The organism is Cryobacterium sp. TMT2-17-1 (genome assembly GCF_004402765.1).
Lineage (GTDB): Bacteria > Actinomycetota > Actinomycetes > Actinomycetales > Microbacteriaceae > Cryobacterium > Cryobacterium sandaracinum.
Window position 1 is genome coordinate 34,719 of sequence record NZ_SOGC01000036.1, and the last position, 23,400, is coordinate 58,118.

22 protein-coding genes are annotated in these 23,400 nt (G+C 64.5%); 3 read left to right on the plus strand and 19 right to left on the minus strand.

Annotation, left to right across the window (positions count from 1 at the left end; translation table 11 throughout):
• Positions 1-30: 30 nt before the first annotated feature.
• The 17 genes from rpsG to E3O47_RS15990 all read right to left on the minus strand — a co-directional run bounded on the left by rpsG (position 31) and on the right by E3O47_RS15990 (position 15,055).
• Positions 31-501, minus strand: coding sequence for a 30S ribosomal protein S7 (gene rpsG / locus E3O47_RS09400; RefSeq protein WP_066597688.1), 471 nt, complete (start codon positions 499-501; stop codon positions 31-33).
• Positions 501-875 (minus strand): 30S ribosomal protein S12, encoded by a 375-nt coding sequence (gene rpsL, locus E3O47_RS09405; protein ID WP_055811472.1) that lies wholly within the window; start codon positions 873-875, stop codon positions 501-503. Before rpsL ends, rpsG begins: the two co-directional genes overlap by 1 nt.
• A gap of 323 nt (positions 876-1,198) precedes the next feature.
• Positions 1,199-1,855: a spermidine/putrescine ABC transporter substrate-binding protein gene (locus tag E3O47_RS09410; RefSeq protein WP_134420289.1), complete on the minus strand. Its 657-nt coding sequence runs from the start codon at positions 1,853-1,855 to the stop codon at positions 1,199-1,201.
• Positions 1,856-1,916: 61 nt separating this feature from the next.
• A complete protein-coding gene (locus tag E3O47_RS09415) occupies positions 1,917-2,426 on the minus strand; it encodes a DUF6121 family protein (protein WP_104194972.1) in 510 nt (169 codons plus the stop codon).
• A gap of 61 nt (positions 2,427-2,487) precedes the next feature.
• A complete protein-coding gene (locus tag E3O47_RS09420) occupies positions 2,488-3,483 on the minus strand; it encodes an A24 family peptidase (protein WP_134420291.1) in 996 nt (331 codons plus the stop codon).
• Between the two features lie 101 nt (positions 3,484-3,584).
• The gene (locus tag E3O47_RS09425) at positions 3,585-4,334 is read right to left on the minus strand and encodes a hypothetical protein (protein ID WP_134420293.1); all 750 of its coding nucleotides are present in this window, start codon (positions 4,332-4,334) and stop codon (positions 3,585-3,587) included.
• Between the two features lie 3 nt (positions 4,335-4,337).
• On the minus strand, positions 4,338-5,003 hold the full coding sequence (locus tag E3O47_RS09430; RefSeq protein WP_134420295.1) for a hypothetical protein: 666 nt from the start codon (positions 5,001-5,003) through the stop codon (positions 4,338-4,340).
• The gene (gene pilM, locus E3O47_RS09435; protein WP_134420297.1) at positions 5,000-6,043 is read right to left on the minus strand and encodes a type IV pilus assembly protein PilM; all 1,044 of its coding nucleotides are present in this window, start codon (positions 6,041-6,043) and stop codon (positions 5,000-5,002) included. The genes E3O47_RS09430 and pilM overlap by 4 nt, the downstream gene beginning before the upstream one ends.
• 25 nt (positions 6,044-6,068) lie before the next feature.
• Entirely contained in the window at positions 6,069-6,944 is an 876-nt protein-coding gene (locus E3O47_RS09440) for a prepilin peptidase (RefSeq protein WP_347232585.1), read from the minus strand.
• Positions 6,941-8,329 carry a hypothetical protein gene (locus tag E3O47_RS09445; protein WP_134420299.1) on the minus strand — a complete coding sequence of 463 codons (1,389 nt, stop codon included), beginning with the start codon at positions 8,327-8,329 and terminating at the stop codon, positions 6,941-6,943. Before E3O47_RS09445 ends, E3O47_RS09440 begins: the two co-directional genes overlap by 4 nt.
• Entirely contained in the window at positions 8,320-8,952 is a 633-nt protein-coding gene (locus E3O47_RS09450) for a prepilin-type N-terminal cleavage/methylation domain-containing protein (RefSeq protein WP_134420301.1), read from the minus strand. The genes E3O47_RS09445 and E3O47_RS09450 overlap by 10 nt, the downstream gene beginning before the upstream one ends.
• Positions 8,952-9,374: a type II secretion system protein gene (locus E3O47_RS09455; RefSeq protein WP_166785363.1), complete on the minus strand. Its 423-nt coding sequence runs from the start codon at positions 9,372-9,374 to the stop codon at positions 8,952-8,954. Before E3O47_RS09455 ends, E3O47_RS09450 begins: the two co-directional genes overlap by 1 nt.
• 104 nt (positions 9,375-9,478) lie before the next feature.
• Positions 9,479-9,931 carry a prepilin-type N-terminal cleavage/methylation domain-containing protein gene (locus E3O47_RS09460; RefSeq protein WP_134420305.1) on the minus strand — a complete coding sequence of 151 codons (453 nt, stop codon included), beginning with the start codon at positions 9,929-9,931 and terminating at the stop codon, positions 9,479-9,481.
• A gap of 135 nt (positions 9,932-10,066) precedes the next feature.
• Entirely contained in the window at positions 10,067-11,296 is a 1,230-nt protein-coding gene (locus E3O47_RS09465; protein ID WP_134420307.1) for a type II secretion system F family protein, read from the minus strand.
• On the minus strand, positions 11,297-12,691 hold the full coding sequence (locus tag E3O47_RS09470) for a type IV pilus twitching motility protein PilT (protein ID WP_134420309.1): 1,395 nt from the start codon (positions 12,689-12,691) through the stop codon (positions 11,297-11,299). It lies immediately after the preceding gene.
• A gap of 19 nt (positions 12,692-12,710) precedes the next feature.
• On the minus strand, positions 12,711-14,381 hold the full coding sequence (locus tag E3O47_RS09475; RefSeq protein WP_134342115.1) for an ATPase, T2SS/T4P/T4SS family: 1,671 nt from the start codon (positions 14,379-14,381) through the stop codon (positions 12,711-12,713).
• Positions 14,357-15,055: a hypothetical protein gene (locus E3O47_RS15990; protein ID WP_166785364.1), complete on the minus strand. Its 699-nt coding sequence runs from the start codon at positions 15,053-15,055 to the stop codon at positions 14,357-14,359. The genes E3O47_RS09475 and E3O47_RS15990 overlap by 25 nt, the downstream gene beginning before the upstream one ends.
• Before the next feature lie 359 nt (positions 15,056-15,414).
• On the opposite strand from E3O47_RS15990, the gene E3O47_RS09485 reads away from it, so the two are divergent.
• The 3 genes from E3O47_RS09485 to E3O47_RS09495 all read left to right on the plus strand — a co-directional run bounded on the left by E3O47_RS09485 (position 15,415) and on the right by E3O47_RS09495 (position 19,621).
• Positions 15,415-16,362, plus strand: a complete 948-nt coding sequence (locus E3O47_RS09485) for a DUF222 domain-containing protein (protein WP_134420311.1) — start codon at positions 15,415-15,417, stop codon at positions 16,360-16,362.
• Positions 16,363-16,364: 2 nt separating this feature from the next.
• The gene (locus E3O47_RS09490) at positions 16,365-16,916 is read left to right on the plus strand and encodes a hypothetical protein (RefSeq protein WP_134420313.1); all 552 of its coding nucleotides are present in this window, start codon (positions 16,365-16,367) and stop codon (positions 16,914-16,916) included.
• A gap of 308 nt (positions 16,917-17,224) precedes the next feature.
• Positions 17,225-19,621 (plus strand): glycosyltransferase family 2 protein, encoded by a 2,397-nt coding sequence (locus tag E3O47_RS09495; RefSeq protein ID WP_134420315.1) that lies wholly within the window; start codon positions 17,225-17,227, stop codon positions 19,619-19,621.
• A gap of 72 nt (positions 19,622-19,693) precedes the next feature.
• Here E3O47_RS09495 and E3O47_RS09500 read toward each other — a convergent pair whose 3' ends face one another.
• Both E3O47_RS09500 and E3O47_RS09505 read right to left on the minus strand, forming a co-directional pair.
• A complete protein-coding gene (locus E3O47_RS09500; RefSeq protein ID WP_134420317.1) occupies positions 19,694-22,588 on the minus strand; it encodes a bifunctional diguanylate cyclase/phosphodiesterase in 2,895 nt (964 codons plus the stop codon).
• Between the two features lie 84 nt (positions 22,589-22,672).
• Entirely contained in the window at positions 22,673-23,329 is a 657-nt protein-coding gene (locus E3O47_RS09505) for a hypothetical protein (protein ID WP_134420319.1), read from the minus strand.
• Positions 23,330-23,400: the final 71 nt, after the last annotated feature.

The following is a 23,400-nucleotide window of genomic DNA, read 5'->3' on the forward strand; positions in this document are numbered from 1 at the left end:
CTCTCGACAAGCCCGGATTCCGGAACGCGACTACCAGCGGTAGTGAGCGAAGGCCTTGTTCGCCTCGGCCATCTTGTGCGTGTCCTCGCGGCGCTTCACAGCGGCGCCGAGGCCGTTGGACGCGTCGAGGATTTCGTTGGTGAGACGCTCGGTCATCGTCTTCTCGCGACGAGCCTTGGCGTAGCTGGTCAACCAGCGCAGAGCCAGGGTGTTGGCGCGGTGCGGCTTGACTTCGACCGGCACCTGGTAGGTGGAACCACCGACGCGGCGCGAACGCACCTCAAGGGTCGGGCGCACGTTGTCGAGTGCCTTCTTCAAGGTGACGACGGCATCCGCACCGTTCTTGGCAACGACGCCTTCGAGTGCATCGTAAACGATGCGCTCGGCGAGGCCCTTTTTGCCGTCGAGGAGGATCTTGTTGACGAGCTGGGAAACGATGGGGGCGCCGTATACCGGGTCAGCGATAACGGGACGCTTGGGCGCTGGGCCTTTACGAGGCATTACTTCTTCTCCATCTTGGCGCCGTAGCGGCTACGAGCCTGCTTGCGGTTCTTGACGGCCTGGGTGTCCAGTGCGCCGCGAACGATCTTGTATCGAACACCGGGGAGGTCCTTCACACGACCACCGCGGACGAGCACCATCGAGTGCTCCTGCAGGTTGTGACCCTCGCCGGGAATGTAGGCGGTGACCTCGGTACCGTTCGACAGCTTGACGCGGGCGACCTTGCGGAGGGCCGAGTTCGGCTTCTTCGGCGTGGTCGTGTAAACACGGGTGCACACGCCGCGCTGCTGGGGGTTGGACTTCAGGGCGGGCGCCTTGGTCTTGGTGACCTTGGGGCTGCGGCCCTTTCGTACCAACTGCTGAATGGTGGGCACTAATTACTCCTTGTTTGTGCTGCACGGTGACAGCTCATTGATGGTTAGCATTCGAATCGCTCCGTTTCCGGCCCGATCGAGTTCATCTGGACCCACCGAAACACGCGGAATGAGTTTCGCGGGCTGTAGTGGGTATGCCGTGGGGGCTGCTCGGAGAGCACACCCTGTGTGAGTGCCACATCAAGGCGCCTAAGGTGCGGCACGACAAGATCGCGGTGGCATGACTCAAGCGCACGACAAAGCGCACACCTCGAAAGGATATCCCGGGGGTGACCGCTGGGTCAAATGGATCACGCGGCCCCAGGGGTTCGTTCAGGTGTTGTTCACGGGCCGCGCGGCCAGAGCGGGGAATCGAGCGCGGTGTCGAGGTCGGCGAGGAGAGCGAGCACCCAGGGTTCGGCGAATTCGGTGACGGCGCTGCGCATCCGTTCACGGTGCCGGGACAGTTCGGCGCAGACCCGACCGCCGACCAGTGCCGCGTGTTCGTCGGCGCGTGTGACCTCGGCGCGGATGGCCGCCTTCTCCTCGTCGGTCAAGGGAGGCGGGTCAACGGGCAGGGCCACGGATGCCTCGGGCCGGGCGAGTTCGGCGAAGGTGAAGAGGTAGGGGGCGTCGGGCATGGCCGGCGGGTCGAGGTCGAGGCCGGTGTAGGCCGGGTCCAGACCCTCAGCGGGGCGGTAGGTCAACGCGGCCTGTTTGCGCTCCTCGTTCAGGCGGATCTCCCGGAGCAGCAGGGGGAGGTGCGTCTCGGTGAACTCGTCGACCTCGGCGTCGATCAGGTGCTTCAGGCGCATGGCGAGGGCGTGCTGCACGGCGTGCGGGACATCCGTGGCGAGGCCGGCGGCGGCGATGACCGGCGACCCGAAGCAAGTGCGGCACAGCCGTGAACGGCCGCGATGCGTGCCCGGGCGCCAGCGCGGCAGCCAGTTGAGCCAGTCGTCAACCTGTTGGCTGACCCGCAACTCGATGGAATCGCCCATGAAAGACAAGGGTACCCGATCGGAGTGCTCCGCAGTCAGCGACTTTCAGGCCGGCGGTGTTTCAGTCTTCGCCTTGCTCCCACGGCCATTTCGGGGGGCCGCGTTCGGGCATCCGTGAGGCGAGGACCAGCGAGTAGAGCAGGGTGACGATGAAGGAGAGGATGCCGGTGGTCACCGCGAACGGGCCTAGCAGCACGGAGGCTGCGAACCCGACGCTATCGCCCGGGAGCCCGGCGGTGTCGGCCGGCACCCCGGTGCCGAGCGCGTAGAGGACCCCGCCCACCAGAACGAAGACGACAAGCGCGGCGACCCCGGTGCCGAGGGAGTACCCGACGGCGATCCGCTGGTTCTCCGGTCTGGTGCGCAGCCCGAGCAGCAGCATCAGGGTGAACACCAGCACCACGGCGGCGGCGGTCATGAACGGGCCGACGAGAGGTCCGGCGTTGGGGTCACTGATGACATCTGTGTCGGTCAGCAGGCTGATCATTCCGAAGGCGGCGACGAGGAGCGCGGCAAGGAGCACTGCCGCGAAGACGGCGACGACCGTCGCGTACTTCTGGTAATTTCGCATCGCTCCCCCTTGATGGCGTACCTGCTGGGGCCCGGCACGCTGAGCGCCGGGCGTCGACCGACTAGTTGCTGCGAATGCCTTGCGGTCCGGCGGCGAGGACGCGGTCGTATTCGGCCTTCGCTGCAGCGTTGCGTTCGGTGACGGCACGGCCGTTGCGGGCGATCCAGGCGCCGGCCCAGATCGGCACCTCGCGGGCGACGACCGCCGCGGCGATGGCCCCTGGGTTCAGCCACTGCTGTCCGATGAAGCGCGCCGCCTGGTCGGGCGTGAAGTTCCAGGCCTGAACGCTCAGCAGCGCCGCACCGATGTAGGAGAAGTAGACGACCACGGCCACCAGGAAGCCGAAGAGCACGTAGGCCCACCAGCCGCCGCGGTTCGCGATCAGCACCAGAAGGGCGAACGCGACGAAGAAGAAGATGACCGGCACGTAGAAGATGGGCAGCACGATGAAGTCGGTGAACTTCGAGGCCGTGTCCGCAATGGACAAGCTGCCGATGCCGGACAGCACGAAGGCGACCACGGCGTAGAGGGCGGCGAAGATGACGGTGGAGAGCAGGGCGATCAACGCGCCGGGACCGCGGTTGCTCTTGTAGCGGGGAGCGGTCGGCGCCTGAATGTAGACGGGGGGCTGCGCCGTGGTGTTCGTGGGGGCGTAGGCCTCGGTCGGAACAGCGTGGGTCGGCTCGGCCTGGGTCGGCGTCGAGACCGGCTCGATGCGCTCGGTCTCACCGGTGCTGTTGGTCGTGGTGTTGGTCGTGGCCGCGGTTTCGGCGATCGAGGCTGCGGGCACGTACGCTTCGCGCTTCTCGGTGGCGACCGGGGCAGGCGCGGATGACTCGGGAGCGTCATAAGAGATGGGCTCGCCGACGGGCTCGGCGGGGGCGACCGGAGCCGGTACCGCCTGGACCTCGCCGGAATCGGCCGGGGCGGAGTGGGAGCCGGTGCCGGTGTAGTCCGGGGCATCCGTCTGCTCATCGTGGCCCGCGTAGTCGACCGGCTCAGGTTCGTTGTCGTAGTTACGGTTGCGGTTGCCCTCAGGGGACGTTGTGTCGCTCATGGTGCGCTCCTTGTGGTTGGCCGGTACGATCAGCCACAACCTTAGCAATGCAGGGCCCCCGGCCGAGGGAGGCTCGGCCCGACGCGGCGATGTGTCGGGTGCTAGCCCGCCGCCGCCACTGCCCCGGCCGCAGCGTCGGGAACCAGCACGTAGACGAGCCCGGTTATCGTGGCATCCACTGTGCCACTTGCGACCGGAGCCACTCCCTCTGCCGCGCCTTCAGCCGCGACCACGGATGTCGTGAGCCCCGAGACCAGGAAGAGCCGCGAGCCAGTCTGCAGTCCGTTCACGAAATCGAGAACACGGCTGTAGTCGCCCTTGATTGAGATCTGCACCGACAGGGATGCGAAGTTCGCAGCCGTGATCCGCGAGTCCACGACCGGCGGGACGCCGGCGGTGGCGACCGGCGCAGCGGCCACCGGAGCGGCCACAGCCGCGTCGGCGGCCACTCCATCAGCGGGAGGAGCGTCCGCAACTGGCGCCTCAGCCACCGGAGGCGCAACGGTCGCATAGGCCGCGGGCTCAGAGACGCTGATCGTGTTGAGGGTCACCTGAGACTGCCCCGCCAATGCTGACAGCTGGTCGATGAAAGCAGGCATGTCGGTGCCGCCAGGCACGGAAAGGGCGAGCGGAGCCAACTCGTTCCGTACCGCGTCAATGCCGGCGAAGTCTTCCTTCAACTGGGCCAGGACCAGGGCGTGCTCCGCGTTGGTGGCTTCCACCACGAGGCGTTCCGTTCGAGCCGCCGAGGCCGATTTGAGCTGTGGCTGGATGCCGAGCACATACCCCAGGGCGAGGATGGCAACCATGACCAAGACGGAACCGATGACCCACAGCCTGTTCTTGTCCACGGTTTAATCCTCCTTCGAGGCGAAGCGTTCAGCGTACGCGGCCTCATTGACGTGCATTTTGATGGCGACTGCATAGACGCCGGTGGTCTCATCGAGGGTGACCGAGCCGGGCAACGCATCCGCAAAGCCGGGGAGAGTGGTGAGGCCGTTCAACCAGGCCGGCACATCGGGCAAAACGGTGCTGGATGCCGTGAAGTCGACCGTGGCCACGCGGGCACCTTGAAGCGGGACGGTCGGCTGCGGGTACAGCAGGATCGGGCTGGCAGAGTCAACGATGACCGACTCGATCACCACGCTGGCCGGAAGCGTCCCCTGCACTGCGAGGAGATACGTTTCCCAGTCAATTTCGGTCGACACGCCAACCTGCTGCGCCGCCTTCACGAGATCGACTTGGGACTGCGCGGTGCGAATTTCGGCGTACTTGGTCTGTTCGGCGAGGAGATCTGTCGTCGACGACTGCGCCGCCAGCAGCTGCGCCTGCGCCTGCCCCGACAGATAGGTGGCAGCACCGGTGCCGGCCAGCACGATGGCGAGCAGGCCGACCGTGCCGATCCCCAAGCCTCGCCGCACAGCCTTCGCCTGGCGCCTCTTGAACACCTCGGGTGGCAGCAGGTCCACTCGAGGCTCACCGCCAAGGATCAGTTCGTCGCTGTCAATTTTGCGGCTCATGCTTTGCTCCCCAGGGCCAGACCCAGCGCTACAAGGTAAGTTCCCTGTGTTTGCTTGAGCGCATCCGCTTTCACGCCGCGGCCGAGCCCGACCGAGAGAGACGGGTCAGGCGCCACCATGGGTAGACGCGTCACCTCGGTGAGTGCGTCCGAAAAGCCCTTGAGGTGGGCACCTCCCCCGGTGAGCACGATGCGGGTCACTGGCACGGACTGCCGGGTGTTGACGAAGTAGTTGACAGTGTTCCGGAGGCTGTTGATCAGTTCGGTGGTGACCTCGCGGATCACGGTGACGGCCGCCTCGTTTCCCGGTGCTGCCAGGCCGAGGCCGAGCGAGCGCTTGAGCTGCTCGGCCTCTTCGGCTGTGATGGAGAGCCTCAGCATGAGCGCCTGCGTCAGGTCGTCCCCTCCTGTCGGGATGAGCCGCACAAATTGCGGCACGCCGGCGTAGGTGATCACGACCGTCGTGGTGCCGGCGCCGACGTCGATCTGCACGACCGCGTCATCCGTTCTTGCACCGCGAAAAATCGACCGGCTCAGAGCGAACGGGATGAGGTCGACTTCCACCGGGGTAAGCCCGGCGAGTTCAACGGCTTTCACGTTGCCCAGCACGGATTCCTTGATCGCAGCAACGAGCAGGCCGTTGATCTGCGGACCGCTTTCGCCCTCGCTCTCAGAGATCGGGTAGAAATCGAGTAGAGCGTCGGCCACTGGCACCGAGATCAGGTCTTGCACCTGGAACGGCAGCATCTCCCGGATGCGCTTCATCGGCATTTTCGGAACACTCAGGTCACGGGCGAGCACGCGGTGGTTGCCCATGCCCAGAACCACGTTCTTGCTCTTGAACCCAGCGTCCGACCAAAGCTGCTTGATCGCCGCCGCGACCGTATTCGGTTCGAGCACCTCGCCTCGACTCACCGCCCCTTCAGGAAGCGACACTTCGTGGTAGCGCACGAGCGTGGCGTTGGTCCGCCCGGCATCGCTCACCTCCACGGCACGCACGGCGACACTCCCGATGTCGATTCCTACGACGTTTGCAGTCATTGATTCTCCAAAACCAGGGATGCAGTCATGCCAGACCAAACAAAGACAGATAGCCCGTCGCTATCGCCTCACCACCGAAAATGCCCAGCCACGCCCCGGCGAGCATCCACGGTCCGAACGGGATGCCGCTCTTCCGATTCGCCTTTCGGGTCATGATTAGCACAAGACTAAACAGTCCACCGAGCAAAAACGCGGCGAACGCGCCGACGACCAGTGGCGCCCACCCCAACCAGCCGAGGAAGAGGCCCAGCACGCCGGCGAGCTTCACGTCGCCGAGGCCCATGCCTCCCGGGTAGAGGAACGCCATGAGCAGGTACAGGCCGAAGAGTGCGACTCCGCCGATGAGTGCTGACGGCACGCGCCCGGGAGCACCGGCCAGGAGCGCCGCTGCAGTCAACAACACGGCCGCGACGGGATAGCTGGGAAGGACGATTCGGTTCGGCAGCGTATGGGTGTCGAGGTCAATCAAGGCAAGCGCCACGCTCACCGACGCGAGGTAGAGGAACGCAAGAAGAGCAAGCATAACCGCCGCGGCTACCTGGGGATCGACCACTCCTACGGGCGACACAAGCGCACCAAACGAGGCGAAGGTGGGCGACCGGCTTGAGAGGGCCGACAGCCCCCATGAAGTGACAACACCAAAGAACACCGCTGTACCCAACTCGACCAGCGGGTACCGCACGGAAATCCTCGCCGTACAGTCATGGCATCGTCCACGAAGCCGCAGCCAGGAAAACACGGGGATGTTGTCCCACGGTCGAATCGGAGCCGCACACACACCGCAGGCGCTAGGCGGGGACACGATAGAACGACCGGCGGGAATCCTAAAGATGACAACGTTCAAGAAAGAGCCTATGAGCAGGCCGAAACCGCTCAGGGCGAAGACCGGAAGCAATATCACCCGACGAGATCCCGAGAAGACACCAGAGCGCCTAGAACCGTGCGCGCCCCCGGGGAGCCGCCTCCGGAAGCGTATGTCCCGGCGTCCAGGTTGGCACCGGGGAGTCCGACCCCGATGTAACCGAAGTTGGCGTTGTTCCAGTTCGAAATGGTGCCTGCATACATCTGACCCCGCCACGTAAAACCGTTGCCCGTACTAATCGCACAAGGCGTGTAGAGCATTGCCTTGATCGGGGCGGTAATGGTCAGGTTGTTCCCGATCGTGAAGGCGCCTTGGCCGGGGCTGCATGTGGCCACATGATCGGTTGGTACCAAGTCTGGGGTAATGAACCAAACTCGGTGGGCAACTGCCGGGTCAGAGGACACGAATTCCAGGCTGTTGGTGAAGTTGAACTTCTTGGCCACAATCACCAGGTCATCGTACAAAGTGATGACGTTGCTGCCAGGGCCACCATTGGGCGGGGAGCTAACACCGGCACAGGCGAGCGCATTGAAAATAGTCGGTAGAGCACCATTGTTGTTCGGCAGAGGACAATCGCCGGACGTTACGGGGCGAATGTTCTCATAGAAGGGCACCAGAGCTGGGGTCTTCCAATCGTTCGGATTGTAGGGGAACTCCGTCCACACCGGCACGGACGGCATCGGCAGCGTTGGGTCCCAGCGCGCGATCGGGTGCGATGCCGGTCTACTTCCCGCGGATGTCAAGATCCCCCCGATCGTGCCCCCGGGCGGCGGGAACGTCGTCGTTTCGAGGGCCCAGGCGTTTTGGGTGACGGTGCAGCTCTTGAGTGAGATTGAGCCCGCGACGACGACCACGCTTCCAGTGATCACGGTGTTGTTGTCGCAGTTGAGGTCGCCAGTCTTGACCTGGATGGCAGGTACGGTGGCGGAGGATGTGATGGCGCCACCATTATTGAAGTTCGCACCGGTGGCCAGGTAAATGGCCGCTCCGCTCGGCGTCCGCGAATACTGGTAGACAGCCTCGACCTTGCTCGTGTCGCCTGATGAGGCACCGCCCGCCCCAAAGGATTGTGCAGTGCCAGTGGACGTGATCTTAACCTGTGAGGCTATATCGCAACTGATCACAGGTGTTCCGAGATTGTCCTGGAATTCAACGACCGAGTTGGACGTCGGGTTGGTCGAGGGAACGGAGGTCAGGCAACTCCCGCTGGAAAGACCGGCAACGACAACGGCGAGTCCGGCTTGCGCCGCCGCTCGAGACTGTACGAGTGCCTTGTTGGTACTCGTTACTCCTAGCCCGTTTACGGTTGCAGCCGTAATTGTCAAGCCGATCACAATGGTGACAGCCATCACCCCGAGAACTGCCATCAGAGCACTGCCCCGTTCGTTGAACGGACGGGCATGTGTTTTCAGGTTCAAAAACATGGAGAACCTACCAATCCGGTCACGGGTACAGGCACGGGGAGAGGCTGAAGACTGGTAGATGTGCTGCTGATCCGCACAGACTGACCGTTCACAGGCTTCACGTCGAGGGTAAGGATGACTCCCAGTGGGTTCGACGTGCTCGGGGTCGGGGTCGGGTTCAACACGGTCGGGGTCGGTGTCGGGGTGAATACTGCCCATCCTGAGACCGGCCGCATGTCCGTTCCGAGCAGCGTCCAGTTGGAAAAACTCGATGCCGGGATGAGCGTGTTGGATGTCCTTGTCCTCACCTCTGCGCCGGAGAAATACCAGGCCTGGCAAAGCCATGTCCGAGGAGTGGTCATGCTGGCGGTTAGAACCGTGAGAACTTGTGTTCCTGCACTCGGTGTCGTGACTTTGATTGCGGTGGCATTACGCACGCCTTGGGCAACGGATTGGGCGACGAGTTGGCCCGAGTTACTCGCCTGGGTGCTGGTGCGAACGGTTCGCTGGCTGGCGAGGGAGTTGACCAGCAAACCGCCGACGATCAGCAGTACGACGACCAGAAGCGACATGTACGCGAGCAGTTCGATCAGGGTGAAGCCCGAGTCTGATGATCGGGGCCTGGATACATCCACGGCAGACATCACGCTGCCTTCACGAAGATTCGTGTCGTGGCTGTCACGGGAGCGAGGGTGGAGCCGACAACTGTTACGGACACCGTCACGGGGACGGTGCCGGGGTAAGCCAGCGGACAGGGGCCAACAACGTGAGCCGGCTGATAACTCACCCCTCGGGAGTCAGGAGAAACGACAGGCACGGACGTACTCCCGTAGGCGGTGATGAGGGCACAAGTATCACCGGCCAATTGGGCCTTTTTCATCTCCTGGTTGACCAGCTGAGTGGCCGTGGCGATTGACGAGTTAGTGACCGTGGTTCGCACCGAGTTCACGAGGAGGGGAAGGAACGCGACGGCAAGCAGGCCAAGCAAGAACATTGAGATGACGATCTCGATCAGGCCGAAACCGGAATCAGCGCTCCTGAAGGGGCCCTTCGTCTCAGGATTCACGTAGGCCCCACATCCCTGCCGGTAGTGCTGAAGTTCTGAAGTGGGGCACCGGCTAGACCGGCGCCCCACTTCAGACGAAAGTGATTCAAGAAGAAGTCAATCGACTACCAGGTAGCTGTGACCCAAACCCCTGAACTATTACAGGTACCTTTCGCCACACCGGTCTTGTCGCTGGCTGCGTAGACGTGAGTCGCGTTCGCGGCATTAGTGTTCACACCAGCAACACAGAACCCGGCTGCAGTTCCCTGGAAGGTCAGGGTCGTGTTCGTTCCGGCGGTGAAGTCCGTGCCAACGCTCGTGATCGTGGTGTTGGTGGCCGGGAAGGTTCCTCCCGAAACAGCCAACGCCACCAGGGCCGTCTTGGCGTTGCTGATGTCCGACTGCGTGGCGCTGTCGCGAGCGGACGTCTGCTGGCCCAAGAAAATCGGGATGGCGATGGCGGCGAGGATGCCGATGATGATGACGACGACGAGAAGTTCGATGAGCGTGAAGCCCTTTTCCTTCTGGCCGAGTTCTGAACGCTTGCGGGCAAGCGCTCCCGTGATGCTGCGAATCATGTGGGGGTCCTTTGCTGGGGGTGTGCTGGGAAAGGCTTTTGCGTTACCTGCAATGAGCCTATGGTCCACGGATTGGGGGTGTAGCCCGCTTAAGGGGGTATTTGGAGACCTCCACACCCCCAGTGCGGGGGTCGACTACTTGATGTATTCGAAAATACTGAACATGGGCATGTACAGGGCCACGATCATTCCGCCGACGACGACTCCAATAAAGGCGATCATCAGGGGTTCGATCAGCGCGGTGAGCTGCTCGGCTGTGGCCTGCACCTCCTGGTCGTAGAAGTCGGCGATCTTGCCCAGCATCGTCTGCAGGGCGCCGGCATCCTCACCAACGGCGATCATCTGCACCACCATCGCCGGGAAGACCGGCTCCAGTGCAAGCGGACCGGCGATCGACTTGCCCTGGCGCACGGACTCCTGCACCTTGCGCAACGCAGATTCGACAACCCAGTTGCCGGAGGTCTCTCCGACGATGTTGAGCGATTGCAGGATGGGAACACCCGCGCCGATCATGGTGGAGAAGTTGCGGCTGAACCGGGCGATGGCTAGCTTCGTCATGAGGGGCCCGAAGACGGGGAGCTTGAGCTTGAGCGGGTCGACGACCTTGCGTACAGGCTCGGTGTTCTTGTTCTTTCGCCACCACACCGTGAAAGCGATTCCGCCCACGATGAGCACCGGCAGAAGCCAGACCATGGCCTTGGAGAGCACAACCAGAATCTGGGTGGGCAGCGGCAACTGGCCTCCGAACCCCGCGAACATCTTCTCGAAAACCGGAACGATGAAGGTCAGCATGCCGATGACGGCGAGCACAGCCATGACCAGAACGATGGTCGGATAGGCCATCGCTGACTTAATCGTATCGCGGAGCTTGGTCTCCGACTCAAAGTTGCCGGCCACCGAATTGAGCGAACTCTCCAGAAACCCACCGGTTTCCCCGGCCCTGATCAGGTTGATCATGATGGGCGGGAAGACGGTGGAGTACTTGTCCATAGCCTCGGACAGCGAGATGCCGGTCTCTACGTCATTGCGGATCGCCGTGAGAATCCTGGCGAGTTCCTTGTTCTCGGTCTGCTCAGAAAGAATGTTTAGCGTGCGAAGCAGCGACAGGCCGGCCGAGGTCATGGTTGCCATCTGGCGGCTCATGATGGCGAGGTCTTTCAGGGTGATGCCTTTGCTGAACCCGGGGATCTTGATCTCCACGTTCAGCCCGGAGCCGACGGCCACCTCGGCGACGGAGATCGGCGTCAGCCCCATCGTGCGAACGCGCGTCATGGCCGCGTTCTCGGAGGCGGCATCCAGGCGCCCCTTGACGACCTTGCCAGCGGCGTTGCGGCCCTTGTAGGCGAAAGCAAGGTTGGTTGGCATCTACTGCCCCCGAGGTGAGTAGGAGTCGCCGAAATCGATGCCCTTCATGCCGCCGACGGATGCCTCGACGTGGTCCACGCGACGAATTAGCTGGTTCAGCCCCTCGAGGTCCTGAGCCTTCTCTTCGGCCGATGCGCGGGTGATGAGACCCGCGTCGACGAGTTCGGCGAGGTGCTGGTCCATAGTGTGCATGCCCAGAGCACGTCCGGCCTGCATCGCGGAGGCGACCTGGTAGGTCTTGCCCTCGCGGATCAGGTTGGCGACCGCGGAGGTTGTGACCAGAACCTCGGTGGCGACCACGCGGCCGCCGCCGATCTTCTTGACGAGGGTCTGGCAGACCACACCCTGCAGGGTAGCGGCCAGCTGCGCGCGCACCTGGCCCTGCTGATGCGGCGGGAACACGTCGATGACGCGGTCGATGGTCTGGGCCGCCGACTGGGTGTGCAGGGTGGCGAAGACGAGGTGGCCGGTCTCTGCCGCGGTCAGGGCGACCGAAATAGTTTCCAGGTCACGCAGCTCGCCGATCAGAATGACGTCGGGGTCCTGGCGCAGCACGTGCTTGAGTGCGGAGGCGAAGCTCTTCGTGTCGTGGCCGACCTCGCGCTGGTTGACCAGCGACTTCTGGTGCTTGTGCAGAAACTCGATCGGGTCTTCGACCGTGACGATGTGGTCGGCACGGGTGCGGTTGACCAAATCGATCAGTGCCGCCAGGGTGGTGGACTTGCCCGAACCGGTGGGGCCGGTCACCAGAACCAGGCCGCGAGGAAGCTTGGCGAATTGACCGACCGTCTCAGGGATGCCGAGGTCTTTCAGCGGCTTGATCTCGCGCGGGATCAGACGGAACGCCCCTCCGATCGAGTTGCGCTGGTAGTAGTAGTTCACGCGAAAGCGCGCGCCGCCGGCCGTGTAAGCGAAGTCGAGCTCGAGCTCCTCCTCGAACTGCGCACGCTGCTTCGCCGAGAGGATGCTGTAGAGCGCAGAGGTGACCTTGTCACCCATCCACTTGCTCGCGCCCTCAATCGGCCGCAAGCCGCCATCGACACGGATGCTCGGCGGCGCTCCGACGGTGATGTGCAGGTCGGAGGCGTTCAGGTCGAGAACCTCGGCCAGGGCGTTCAGTAGGTCAAGGTCGGAGACCTCGTTGTCGCCGGTGCGGTTAGCGCGGGCGCGGCGCCCGGTCGTCTCGACCGCGCCGGTGTCCACCGGAAGGACCGTTGTCGCCGGCTGCGCGGCATCCGTAACATCGACGAACTCGAACTCCGCCGAGTCAGGAGCGGCCGGCGCGACATCGTGCTCCGTCTGTTCGGCGCCTCGACGCTCGGGATCGCCGAGGCTCCAGCTGCCCCCGGCAGCCCCAGGAGGCGTGACAGGAATTTCATAGATGGGCTGACTCATGCAGATATCCCCTTTTGCACTATGCGACCACTCGCAAGATTTCTTCGATCGATGTCAAACCCATTTGGGCCTTGGCCCAGCCATCCTCGCGGAGGGTGATCATGCCCTGTTCGCGCGCCACCCGGCCGATTTCGGCGCTCGATGCTCGGGCCACGGCGAGCCGCTCGATCTCCTCGGTCACGGTCATCACCTCGTGCACGGCGATGCGCCCCCGGTAACCGGTCTTCGAACACTGCGTGCAGCCGACCGCCTCGAAGATCGTGGGCAGCGGGCGCTCCGGGTCGAACGCGAAGCGGAGGCGCGTCAGGTAGTCGACGGTCAGAACGGATGGCGTCTTGCACTTGTCGCAGAGCCGGCGGGCCAGGCGTTGGGCCACCACACAATCCAGGGCGGAACCCACCAGGAAGGGCTCGATGCCCATTTCCGTCAGCCGGGTGATGGCGCTCGGCGCGTCGTTGGTGTGCAGGGTGGACAGCACGAGGTGGCCGGTCAGAGAGGCCTCGATGGCGATCTGCGCGGTCTCGTGGTCGCGGATCTCACCCAGCAGAACGACATCCGGGTCGCTTCGCAGGATGGAACGCAGCGCACTCGCGAAGGTGAGACCTGCCTTCGGGTTCACCTGAACCTGGTTGATGCCCGCCATGCGGTACTCCACCGGGTCTTCGACCGTGATCACGTTGATTTCGGGACGAGCGACCGCACCTAGGGTCGTATAGAGCGTGGTCGACTTGCCCGAACCAGTCGGACCGGTGATCAGGATCATGCCGTAAGGCTTGGAGTAGGAAGTCTTGTAGGCCTCGAAGTTGTGCTCGAGCAGGGCCAGCGCACGCACGTCGAGAGTCGTGTTCGAGTTGTCGAGAATTCGCATGACGACCTTCTCGCCCCACACGGTGGGGAGAGTCGCAACGCGCAGGTCGATCTGACGGCCGGCATGGCGCACGGTCATGCGGCCGTCCTGCGGTTTGCGCCGCTCGGCGATGTCGATATCGCTCATGATTTTGAGCCTGGAGATAACACCGTTCTGGATGCTCTTGGGTGCGGTCTGCATCTCGTGCAGCACGCCGTCGATGCGGTAACGCACCCGCAGGCTGTGCTCGCCGGGTTCGATGTGGATGTCCGAGGCCAGGTCCTGGATGGCCTGGCTGACCAACAGGTTCACGAACCGCACGATCGGGGCATCGTCGTCGATGGAGTCCGAGACTCCGAACGAGGAGCTCTCCGTGGCGGCGTTCTCTTCCTCGAGTGTGGAGGTGAGGTCACTGAGCTCGTCGTCGGCGCGGTGGTAGCGGGTGATGGCGGCGAGCAGATCGCTGCGCTCGGCGACAACCTGGGTGACGCGCATCCGTGATGCTTCGCGCACGTCGTCGACAGCGAAGACATTGCCAGGGTCGACCATGGCGAGGATGAGGCGGCCGTCGTCGACGGCGATCGGGAGCACTTCGTGGCGTTTGCAGACGGCCACCGGAACGAGAGCCACGGCGAGGCGATCGACCGGGTAGTCGATCAGCTCGACGAAGGGCAGGTTGGCCTGCTGGGCCCGAGCCTTGGCGAACTGAACCTCGGTGATGACGCCCTTGGCGACGAGGGCGCGGACGGCGCTCTCATCGGCGGGGTCGCCGGCCATGAGGTGGTCGAGCTCCTCGATCGGCAGCAGACCGTGCAGGATCAAGATTTCGGTGAGGCTGGCCACGCGATCCTCTCGAACAGGCTCGGTAAGTAAGTAACGGACAACGCTATCTCGGGGGCAGGGAATCCGGCCAGACCCACAATGAGGGGGACACGGTTCGAAAAAATGCCTCTGTTCAGTGATCCTAACGGGGCGGGGCTTCGACCCGACATAGACACGGCATCGACCCGGCTTCGACCCGGTTGCGGCCCGCGGGGCGGCAGGCGGAATGCGGCCGCTGCTGGGCGATGCCCGGGCCGGTCTCGGCCTGCTCGAAACGGTCTAGACACCCACCAAAGGTTTTCGATGATGTTCTGTGTGTAGCCCAGCGGGCCGGCATTCGTGTACTTCGTGGTGAGCCGGATGCCGCCCCTCAGAAAGTGGGACTCACCGAAAGCGCCGTCTGCCGTGTTCGTCTGGATGACGCAGCGGCGGCCCTCCGACTGGGTGAAGCACTCCAGTCCGTTTGCGACGAGCCGGGCCTCCACCGCGGCGCTCTGTTCCGGGGTCACCCAGACCACGGTGGTGATAATCCCGGTGTCGGATCCCCCATATGGGCTCGCCCAGACGCAGGTCAGGTGGTCGAGAGCGTCGATCTGGACGCGCAGCTCGGCATCGTCGGTGCCGTGGGACACGTCGGCATCCGGGTCCTGGCTCCAGACGGGGTTCAGGGTCAGGTCGCCGAGCGCCTCGACCATGGCCGGGCTGTAGAGCTGCGTGCACGCGGTTGGACGTGGGACGCCCGGCGCCGCGGTCTGCCCGGGTGCAGGTTGCGTCGGCTTGCGGATTGCGTCGGCTTGAGGGTTGCCGGGGGCGTGGTGGTGGTCGGAGAATCTGTAGCGGTGGGTGCGTTGGTCGGGGCGGGCGTCACGGTGGCGGTTCCGGTGGTCTCGCCTGCGCCCGGGAAACCTTCACCGCCCCGGGGTCTCCATTGAGGCAACCGGCGGTCTTGGACGGCTTCGGAGCGGCCGGAGTTGCTCAGAGATAAATTCGATTATTCTCTCAAATTATGTGAGTAACTCTCGACACTGGGTGCGAGTTGAGGTATTCTCGTAACATGACCAACCTCGCGGAAGACCTCAGGCAGGCGGCCGATGCCGTGGCCCTGCTGGGCTCGTCATGCGCTGACTTCTCGGCCCTTCCTGATGCCGAGGTGTTGGCCGGTCAGAAGCGAATCGCTTCGATCCGCCGTCTCGTCGATACCTATGCCGCCTGGATGGCGGCGACCATCGCCGAGCGTTCCCGACCGGAGCTCGGGCACTCGGGTTTGGCGGCGCAGCAGGGGTATCTCTCGCCGGAGGCCCTGATTCAGAACTCGACCGGCTCGTCCAAGGGCGACGCCTACAAGCTGGTCGCGGTCGGCACGATGATGGCCGATGCCGAGGCGGCCGACAGGCTGGTCGAGGCGGCGCTGTTCTCGCCCGACAGGGATGCCGCCGAGGTCGCCGAGTTCGAGGCGAAGGTGCCGTGGCAGGCGCCGATCGCCCGGGCCGTCACCGCCGGCACGCTCTCGGTTGACGCGGCCGAGGCGATCCGGGCCGGGCTCGGCCAGATCGACGCGGCAGTTACCGCGGAGAAGCTCGGGGTGGCCCTGGCGGCGCTCCTCACCGAGGCGTCGTCACTGAATGCCGATCAGGTGTTCAAGCAGGCGAGACGGATGCGCGACCGGCTTGACGAGGCCGGCATTGCCGCCCGCGAGAAGCAGGCCTACGACGACCGCTACCTGCGGGTCTACCGGCTGGGCAACGGCACCGTGCGCCTGAACGGGCTGTTTGCCCCCGAAGACGGTGAGTTTGTGCTCTCCACCTTCGACTCGATCACGGGCCCCCGCCGCGGCGGGGTTCGATTCGTGGACGCAGAGCGGGCAGCCTGGGCAAAGAAGATGCAACAGAGCCCGCGCAGCACCGAGCAGATCGCCGCGGACTCCCTCGTGCAGCTGCTGAAGATCGCCGGCGAGGTCGACCCGGCCGGGTCTTCGGCGGACGCCGCCCCTCGGTGCGCGTGATCGTGACCGAGAAGGCGCTGAAAGGTGGCCCGGCCGGGCAGCAGGGCCAGACCGGGCCGGCGCCGACGACCGTCCAGACTGAAACGGGCGAATCTGGGCCCGTCGAACCCGCCGAAGGGGCCGCTCATGGGCAGATCGAGGGCAACCCGGTCCCCATCTCGCAGGAGACCATCAACCGACTCCTCTGCGACACCGGAACCCGCGGCATCAAATTCGACGCGGACGGCCAAATCATCAACGTCGGCCGCGACGAACGACTCTTCACCGAGCACCAGCGCGCCGCAATGGCAGTACGCGACGGCGGATGCCTCTGGATCGACTGTGACAGGCCACCGGCGTGGACTGAGGCCCATCACGTCAACGAATGGTTGAAGGAAAACGGGTACACCGATTTGGCCGACGGAGTGCTGCTGTGCCATCCGCACCATTTGCTACTGCACAACCAGCACTGGACGATCATTCGCACCGGAACGCAGCGCTGGCTGAGGCCACCGGTCGAGGTCGATCCAGAGCAGACGCTGGTGGCGTTGCCGAGTAAGAGGTCGGGGCTGTAGTCCAGTCACACTTCTCGACGACGGACAATGCGTCAACATCGGCCTCGCGGAGCACCTCATTCACCGAGAAGCAACGCGCGGGAATCGTGGCCCGCTACGTCGGATGCCGCTGGCCCGGCTACGAACGCCCGCCCGCCCGGACCGAAGCCCACCACCTCGACCAATGGCTCGCGGACGCCGGCGGCCCTGCCCGGCAAGAACGCCCTCCTGCAATCACCAAAACCCCCGGGAAACCGAAAATTCTGATGCTCACCGAATCTGAACCAGCACTGCTAGGTTTTCCCTAGGAACGACCAGGGGGCTGCAAGATGATTGAAAATTGGTACTGGATGCTTGTCTATCCGGCCTTGATACTGGTCGTGATGGAAACGCTTTGGATCGGTTCACGCCGGCGCCCCGGCTTCGGGCACAAGACTGCCATCGTGATCACCATTGTCGTGCGAATCATCTACCTCACGTGGCGCGTGTTGTTCACCATCCCGTCCGACGCCTGGTGGAACACTGCGACCGGCATTCTGCTGTTAACGGTCGAAGTACTCGGATTCGCACAATCGCTGGCGGTGTATGTCACCCTCTGGACCCCATACGCCGGGCGCACTGTGCCGTTGCCGCCAGCAGACGAGCTCCCGCGGGTCGACGTGTTCATTGCCACCTACAACGAGCCCGTGTCAATGCTCCGGATGACCATTGCCGGCGCCGTGGGCATGCGCTATCCGACCGACGGCGTTCGCGTTTTCGTCTGCGATGACGGCGCGCGTGAGGAAGTGCGCCAACTTGCCGAAGAGTACGGGGCCATCCATCTCATCCGGCCTGACCACGCTCACGCCAAAGCCGGCAACCTCAACAATGCGCTTGGGCGGAGCGACGGGGACCTGATCGTGACCCTGGACGCGGACATGGTTCCCCGGCCGGACTTCCTGGAGCGCACCGTCGGTCGTTTTCAGGACCCCGAGCTGGGCTTCGTCCAGGCGCCCCAGGCGTTCTACAACGAGGACCCGTTCCAGTACAACCTGTTCTCCGGTCAGGCTTTGCCGAACGAGCAGGACTTCTTCATGCGTACCCTGCAGGCAGGCAAATCACGCTTCAATGCGGTGATGTACGTGGGGAGCAACACGATGTTCCGCCGCTCGGCTTTGGAAAGCGTGGGCGGATTTGCAGTGGGTGTGATCACGGAGGATCTCGCCACGGGCCTCCTGATCCAGGGGGCCAAGTACCGGACCGAATTCGTGCCGGACATCATTGCGGCCGGGCTGGCCCCGGAGAACCTGGCCGACATGCTCAAGCAGCGTGACCGCTGGTGCCGCGGCAACATCCAGACGGCCCGCAAGTGGAACCCACTGACCCTGCCCGGACTCACACTCATGCAGAGGTGGCTCTATTCCGATGCGGTCGTCTACTGGTACTTCGGGGTTTTCAAGCTGATCTACATCATTACCCCGCTGCTCTTCCTCCTCTTCGGGGTGGTCGCCCTGGACACGAGCGTGGAGGCCCTGCTTATCTTCTGGCTGCCCACCTATCTCTGCGTGATGCTGTGTTTTGCCATCATCGTCGGACGTCGCCGGAGCCATTCCTGGAGCAACATCTACGAATTGGCTCTGACCCCCGCCATCGCGCTCTCCGCGGCAGCTGAGACGCTGGGCCTGCGAGTCAAAGCCTTCAACGTCACCCCCAAGGGCGTTGGCCTGAAAGAACAGGTCTTCCACTGGCGAATCGCGCTCCCCCACCTGGTGCTTCTGACCCTGGCGGCCGTCGGCCTGGTGCGAGGAATCTTCCTCAGCCCGGAACTCGCCAACACGAGCGCGCTGTACATCAACGTCTTCTGGTGCCTGTACTTCGTGGTCGGCCTGGTGCTGGCCGTCACTCTGTGCGTTGAGCGTCCACGCCTCCGGTCAGCCGAGCGCACGCCGATGAGTACACCGGTGACCGCAGCCTTCCAGAATTTTGGCGCTCACCCGGGTGAACTCGTCGACCTGAGCCTGATGGGGGCACGCATATCCATTCCCTGGTCGGAGCGGCTCGACCCGAAGGGCTTCGCCTCCAAGGCATCGTCGGTCACCGCTCTTCAGATCCCTGAGGTCGGCGAACTGCCCGGAATAGGCAGCTGGATCGTGAACTCCTCGGACGGTGTGACGATCGGCTTCCGTTTCGATCCGCTCACCCCAGAGCAGACCGTGGACCTGGTACAGGTGATCACCGAATCACCGAGCTGGGTCCGGGGAGACGAGGAGGAGAAGGCCTACCTCGCCACTGCCGGCTGGCGTGCAGTACGTGGGGCCACAACGCCCACGCTTCCCTGGCGGCGCGCCCAGGTTCGGATGGCTACCAGCTCGTCGGCTGTTTTGCATCTCGTCACCCTCTTCGAGCGCGGCCCAGCTCTCGAACTCGCCCGGGAACGTGAGGCCGCGTTCGCCGTCGACCGCGTGCCCACCGCCGCGGCGGGAGGGCTGGCACTCGACGTCGTCGATCATCCGGAAGCGGAATCCCTGGATCGGGATCCCGGGGCGCTCACGGCAGCGGTCGAGGACATCGGCTTCGGCGGGTGCCGCCTATCGCTCCGCCACCGTCTGGAACCGGGAGCGCTCGTCATCGTCGAGATCCCCGGAAGCCTGGCACAACCGGAGGTGGCCGAGGTGCGGTGGGTGAAACGACGCTGGGTGGGCTACGAGGCCGGCCTTCAATTCGACCGGGCGAACCCGACGGGATAAGGCCGAGCAGTGGCACTCTCATAGGGCGGCTGCGACATCACCCTCCGCCCCGGGCACCGCAGAGCGCCAGGGCTAGTGGGCGAACTGCACTTCGGGATGCACGGACGGCGTGGGCTTGGAGAAAAGATAGCCCTGGCCGAAGCGGCAGCCCATGGATCTCAGCAGGTCCCGCTGGCTCGTCGACTCGATGCCCTCGGCGACGACATCCAGGTTCAGGGAATCGGCCAGACGCAGGATTCCCTCCACGATCGCGCGATCGTGATCGGAGCTCTCGACGTCGCGAATGAACGTCAGGTCGATCTTGAGCAGGTCAACCGTGAACGCGCGCAGGTGCGTGAAAGATGAATACCCCGTGCCGAAGTCGTCGATGGCCAGCCGCACGCCCAAGCTCCGCAGCTCCTGGAAGGTCCGGGCCGCGGAATCGATGGCGTCGAGCACCGCGCTCTCGGTCAGCTCCAGCCAGAGCTGTTCCGGCGGCAGACCCGACTCGGCGAGGGCCCGCTTGACGACGTCACCGAAGTCATCCTGCACGAATTGCCGCGCGGACACGTTGACGCTGACCGCCACTCCCTGAGCCAGCCCCCTGGCCGCCCGGCACGCCTGGCCGAGCACCGTCGATCCGATTCCCTTGATCAGACCCACTTCCTCGGCGAGAGCAATGAAGTCACCCGGCATCACGAGCCCGCGCTCGGGCCTCCGCCAGCGTGCCAAAGCCTCGGTCGCCACCACCTTGTGGTCCTGCAGATCCACGATCGGCTGATACCAGGATTCGATCTGGCCCAGTTCCACCGCGTCGCGCAGGGCCAACTCGCTGTCGAGCCGCTGATGGATGCGGTACCGCAGGTCGTCGTCGAAGACCTCGTAGCGGGCGCGCCCGCGGTCCTTCGCCAGGTACATGGCCTGATCCGCATTGCGCAGGAGCAGTTCGGCATCGTCGTGCCCGAGGCCGAAAGCAATCCCGATGCTGGCGTCGACGGATGCCGACTGGTCGCCGATCGTGATCGGCCGCGCGATGGCCGCCTGGATCGAATCGGCAATCCGGTGCACATCCTCGCTGCCACCGACATCCGGGCAGATCACGACGAACTCGTCGCCTCCGATCCGGGACACCGTGTCGCCGGCCCGGATGCTTTGCCGGAGGCGGATGGCAACCTCGTTCAGCACTGTGTCACCGGCGTGGTGCCCAAGGCTGTCATTGACGAACTTGAACCGGTCGAGGTCGATGAATAGCACCGCAACGCCGCGACCCTGGCGCGACGCCTGCAGAAGCGCCTGCTTCAACCGGTCGAGCAGGAGCAGACGGTTGGGCAGGTTCGTCAGCGGGTCGTGGAATGCCAGGTGCTCAACCCGCGCCTCGGCCAGGCGTCGGGCGGTGATGTCCTCCAGCTGGTACAGCAGTCCCCCGGCCTGGTCGCCCTCGAAGATCTCGGCGATGCTGACCTTGACCCAGGTTTCCTGATTGCCTTCGTGGCGCATCCGCCGGTCGATGCGTTGTCGGGTCGACGGACCTTCCAGGCCAGCGCTCTCCATCTCCTCATCGTCAGCGTCCTCAGCCGGCATGAAGATCGTCTCGATATGGGCGCTGACAAGCGGGTTCTGGTGACCCGCCAGTTCCAGGAGCCGCCTGTTGGCGGCCACTACCTGTCCGTCGAGCGTCACGATGGCCGTTCCCAACGGCGAGGAAGCGAAGGCAGCCTCGAACCGGGCCGCGGCGGCCGTGGCCGCGTTCTCGGCCTCACGCTGCGCGGTGACATCGGTGACGCTGGCCAGGTGCCCGATGATGCCCTTCTCATCACGCATCGGAGCGGTGTTCACCTGCACCCAGTTGATGTGGCCCTCAGGGGTGCGGAACCGCAGGGTGGTTTCGAAGGGCTCGCCGGCTGCGGCGCTCGCTTCCCAACCGAGGAGCACCCGTTCCGCGTCATCCGGATGGAGCGCGGTGGCCCAGCCGTCGCGGCGCGACTGACTCTTCGTGAGGCCGCTGAGTGCCAGCCACTGGTCGTTGGCGGACACGAGCCCGCCCGCGGCATCCATCTGCACGATTCCAACGGGTGCGATCTTGATGAGGGTGTGCAGCGTGTCGGCCGTCTCCGCGAGCTGGCGGGTTCGGTTCTCGACCGTCGCCTCCAACGTGTGGTTGGCCTCAGCGAGAGCCTGCATCGCGCCATCACGCTGACGATCGAGGTCACGCAGCCGGCGGGCAGCGACCCACGCCAGCACGCAGCTGAGCACTGTCATGCCGAGGATCAGGATGGCGACGCCGAAGGCCGTGTCGTACCAGCCCTGGCGCTGTCCCCACAGCCGCAGCCAACCGAGGATGAACGGTCCCAGAACTAGGAATGGAATGACCTGGCGGAGGAGCCGACCCGCACTGCCACCGTCTCGGAAGAGGCCGATCAGACCGGCATCGGGGCGCTGAATCAACAGGGCCGTGGCGAGGATTCCGACGCCCAAGGCCGTCTGCCAGGCCATACTCGTGTAGCCGCCCAGCGAATACAGCGAGGAGACGCCATAGGCATAACCCAGGATCGCGACCAGGCTGACGCCCAGAGCCGCGAATGCGAAGCCGAGCATCACGGCGGATCGAGCGGCCCGGCTGGCGATGACGGACGCACCGAGCAGGACCAGCGCCACCGACGTGGACGGCGCCATCCGCTCCGACCGCCCGCCGAAGTCGATTCCCGGCAGGAGCACATCGATGCCGAGTGATCGGCCGACGACGAACTCCGCGATCGTGAGGGCGCCGATCATCAGTGCCAGCAGACCCAGGGTCACGGTCAGCCTGCGACGATCGACGGCCAGCACGGCAACCGCCACCAGCACGAGCCCCAGGGCTGCCATCGGCTTCATCGCCAGCAGGTCGCGGAGCACGGGCGGCAGGGCGTCGACTCCGACGTACCAACTGACCAGCACCAGGAGTCCCATGGCACCGACTAGCGCCCCACCGAGCTGCCCGACCAACCGCATACTGTTCCTCTGCTTCCGAAAAGCAGGTCTGCCGGTCGTTGCTTCTACCCTACTTTGTGCGCGGATTGCGGATCTCCCCGGCGACTACTCGTCGGCCCACACGTTGGCGATGATGTCGTGCGTGTAGCCGTCCGGTCCGGTATTGACATATCTGGTGGCCAGCCAGATGCCGTCGCGCAGAAAGTGCGACTCACCGACGAGTTCACCATCCTTCGTTGTCTCGATGAGGCAACGCATTCCGCCGAGTTCCTCGTAGCAGTTCATACCTGCGGCGGTCAGCCGGCTTTGAATCTTGGTCGACTGTTCCGGGGTCACCCACACCAGCTCCGTGGTCAGTCCCAGGCCGGACCCGCCGTTGGCGTTCGCCCACACGCAGGTGAGGCGCTCCCCGGCAGCGTCGATCAGGGCGATCAACTCCGGGTCCCCGGACCCGCGGTTGACGTCCGAGTTCTCCTCAGCGACCCAGGCCGGGTTGAGCACCAGGTCATCGAAAGCGGCCACGATCGCCGGGCTGTAGAGCTCATCACAGGTCGACGGATGCGGCCCATCCGTCGTGGCCGTCGGAGCAGGCACACTGGCGAGGGCCAGGGGCGCAGGGGACGAGTGCGGCTGCGGCCGCCCGACCGCCTCTCCCTCCGGCGCGCCCGCGCCGCCCCGCCAGACAATGAGCAGGACAATGAGGGCGATGACCAGCATGGAGCCGACGGCGCCGAGGAGCACCCACATCCGTCGACGCGTCATTGCCGAAGCGGACACCGGACCTGCACCCATGCGATACCCCCAGAAAGATTCTGGACCAGCCTATCGCGGGT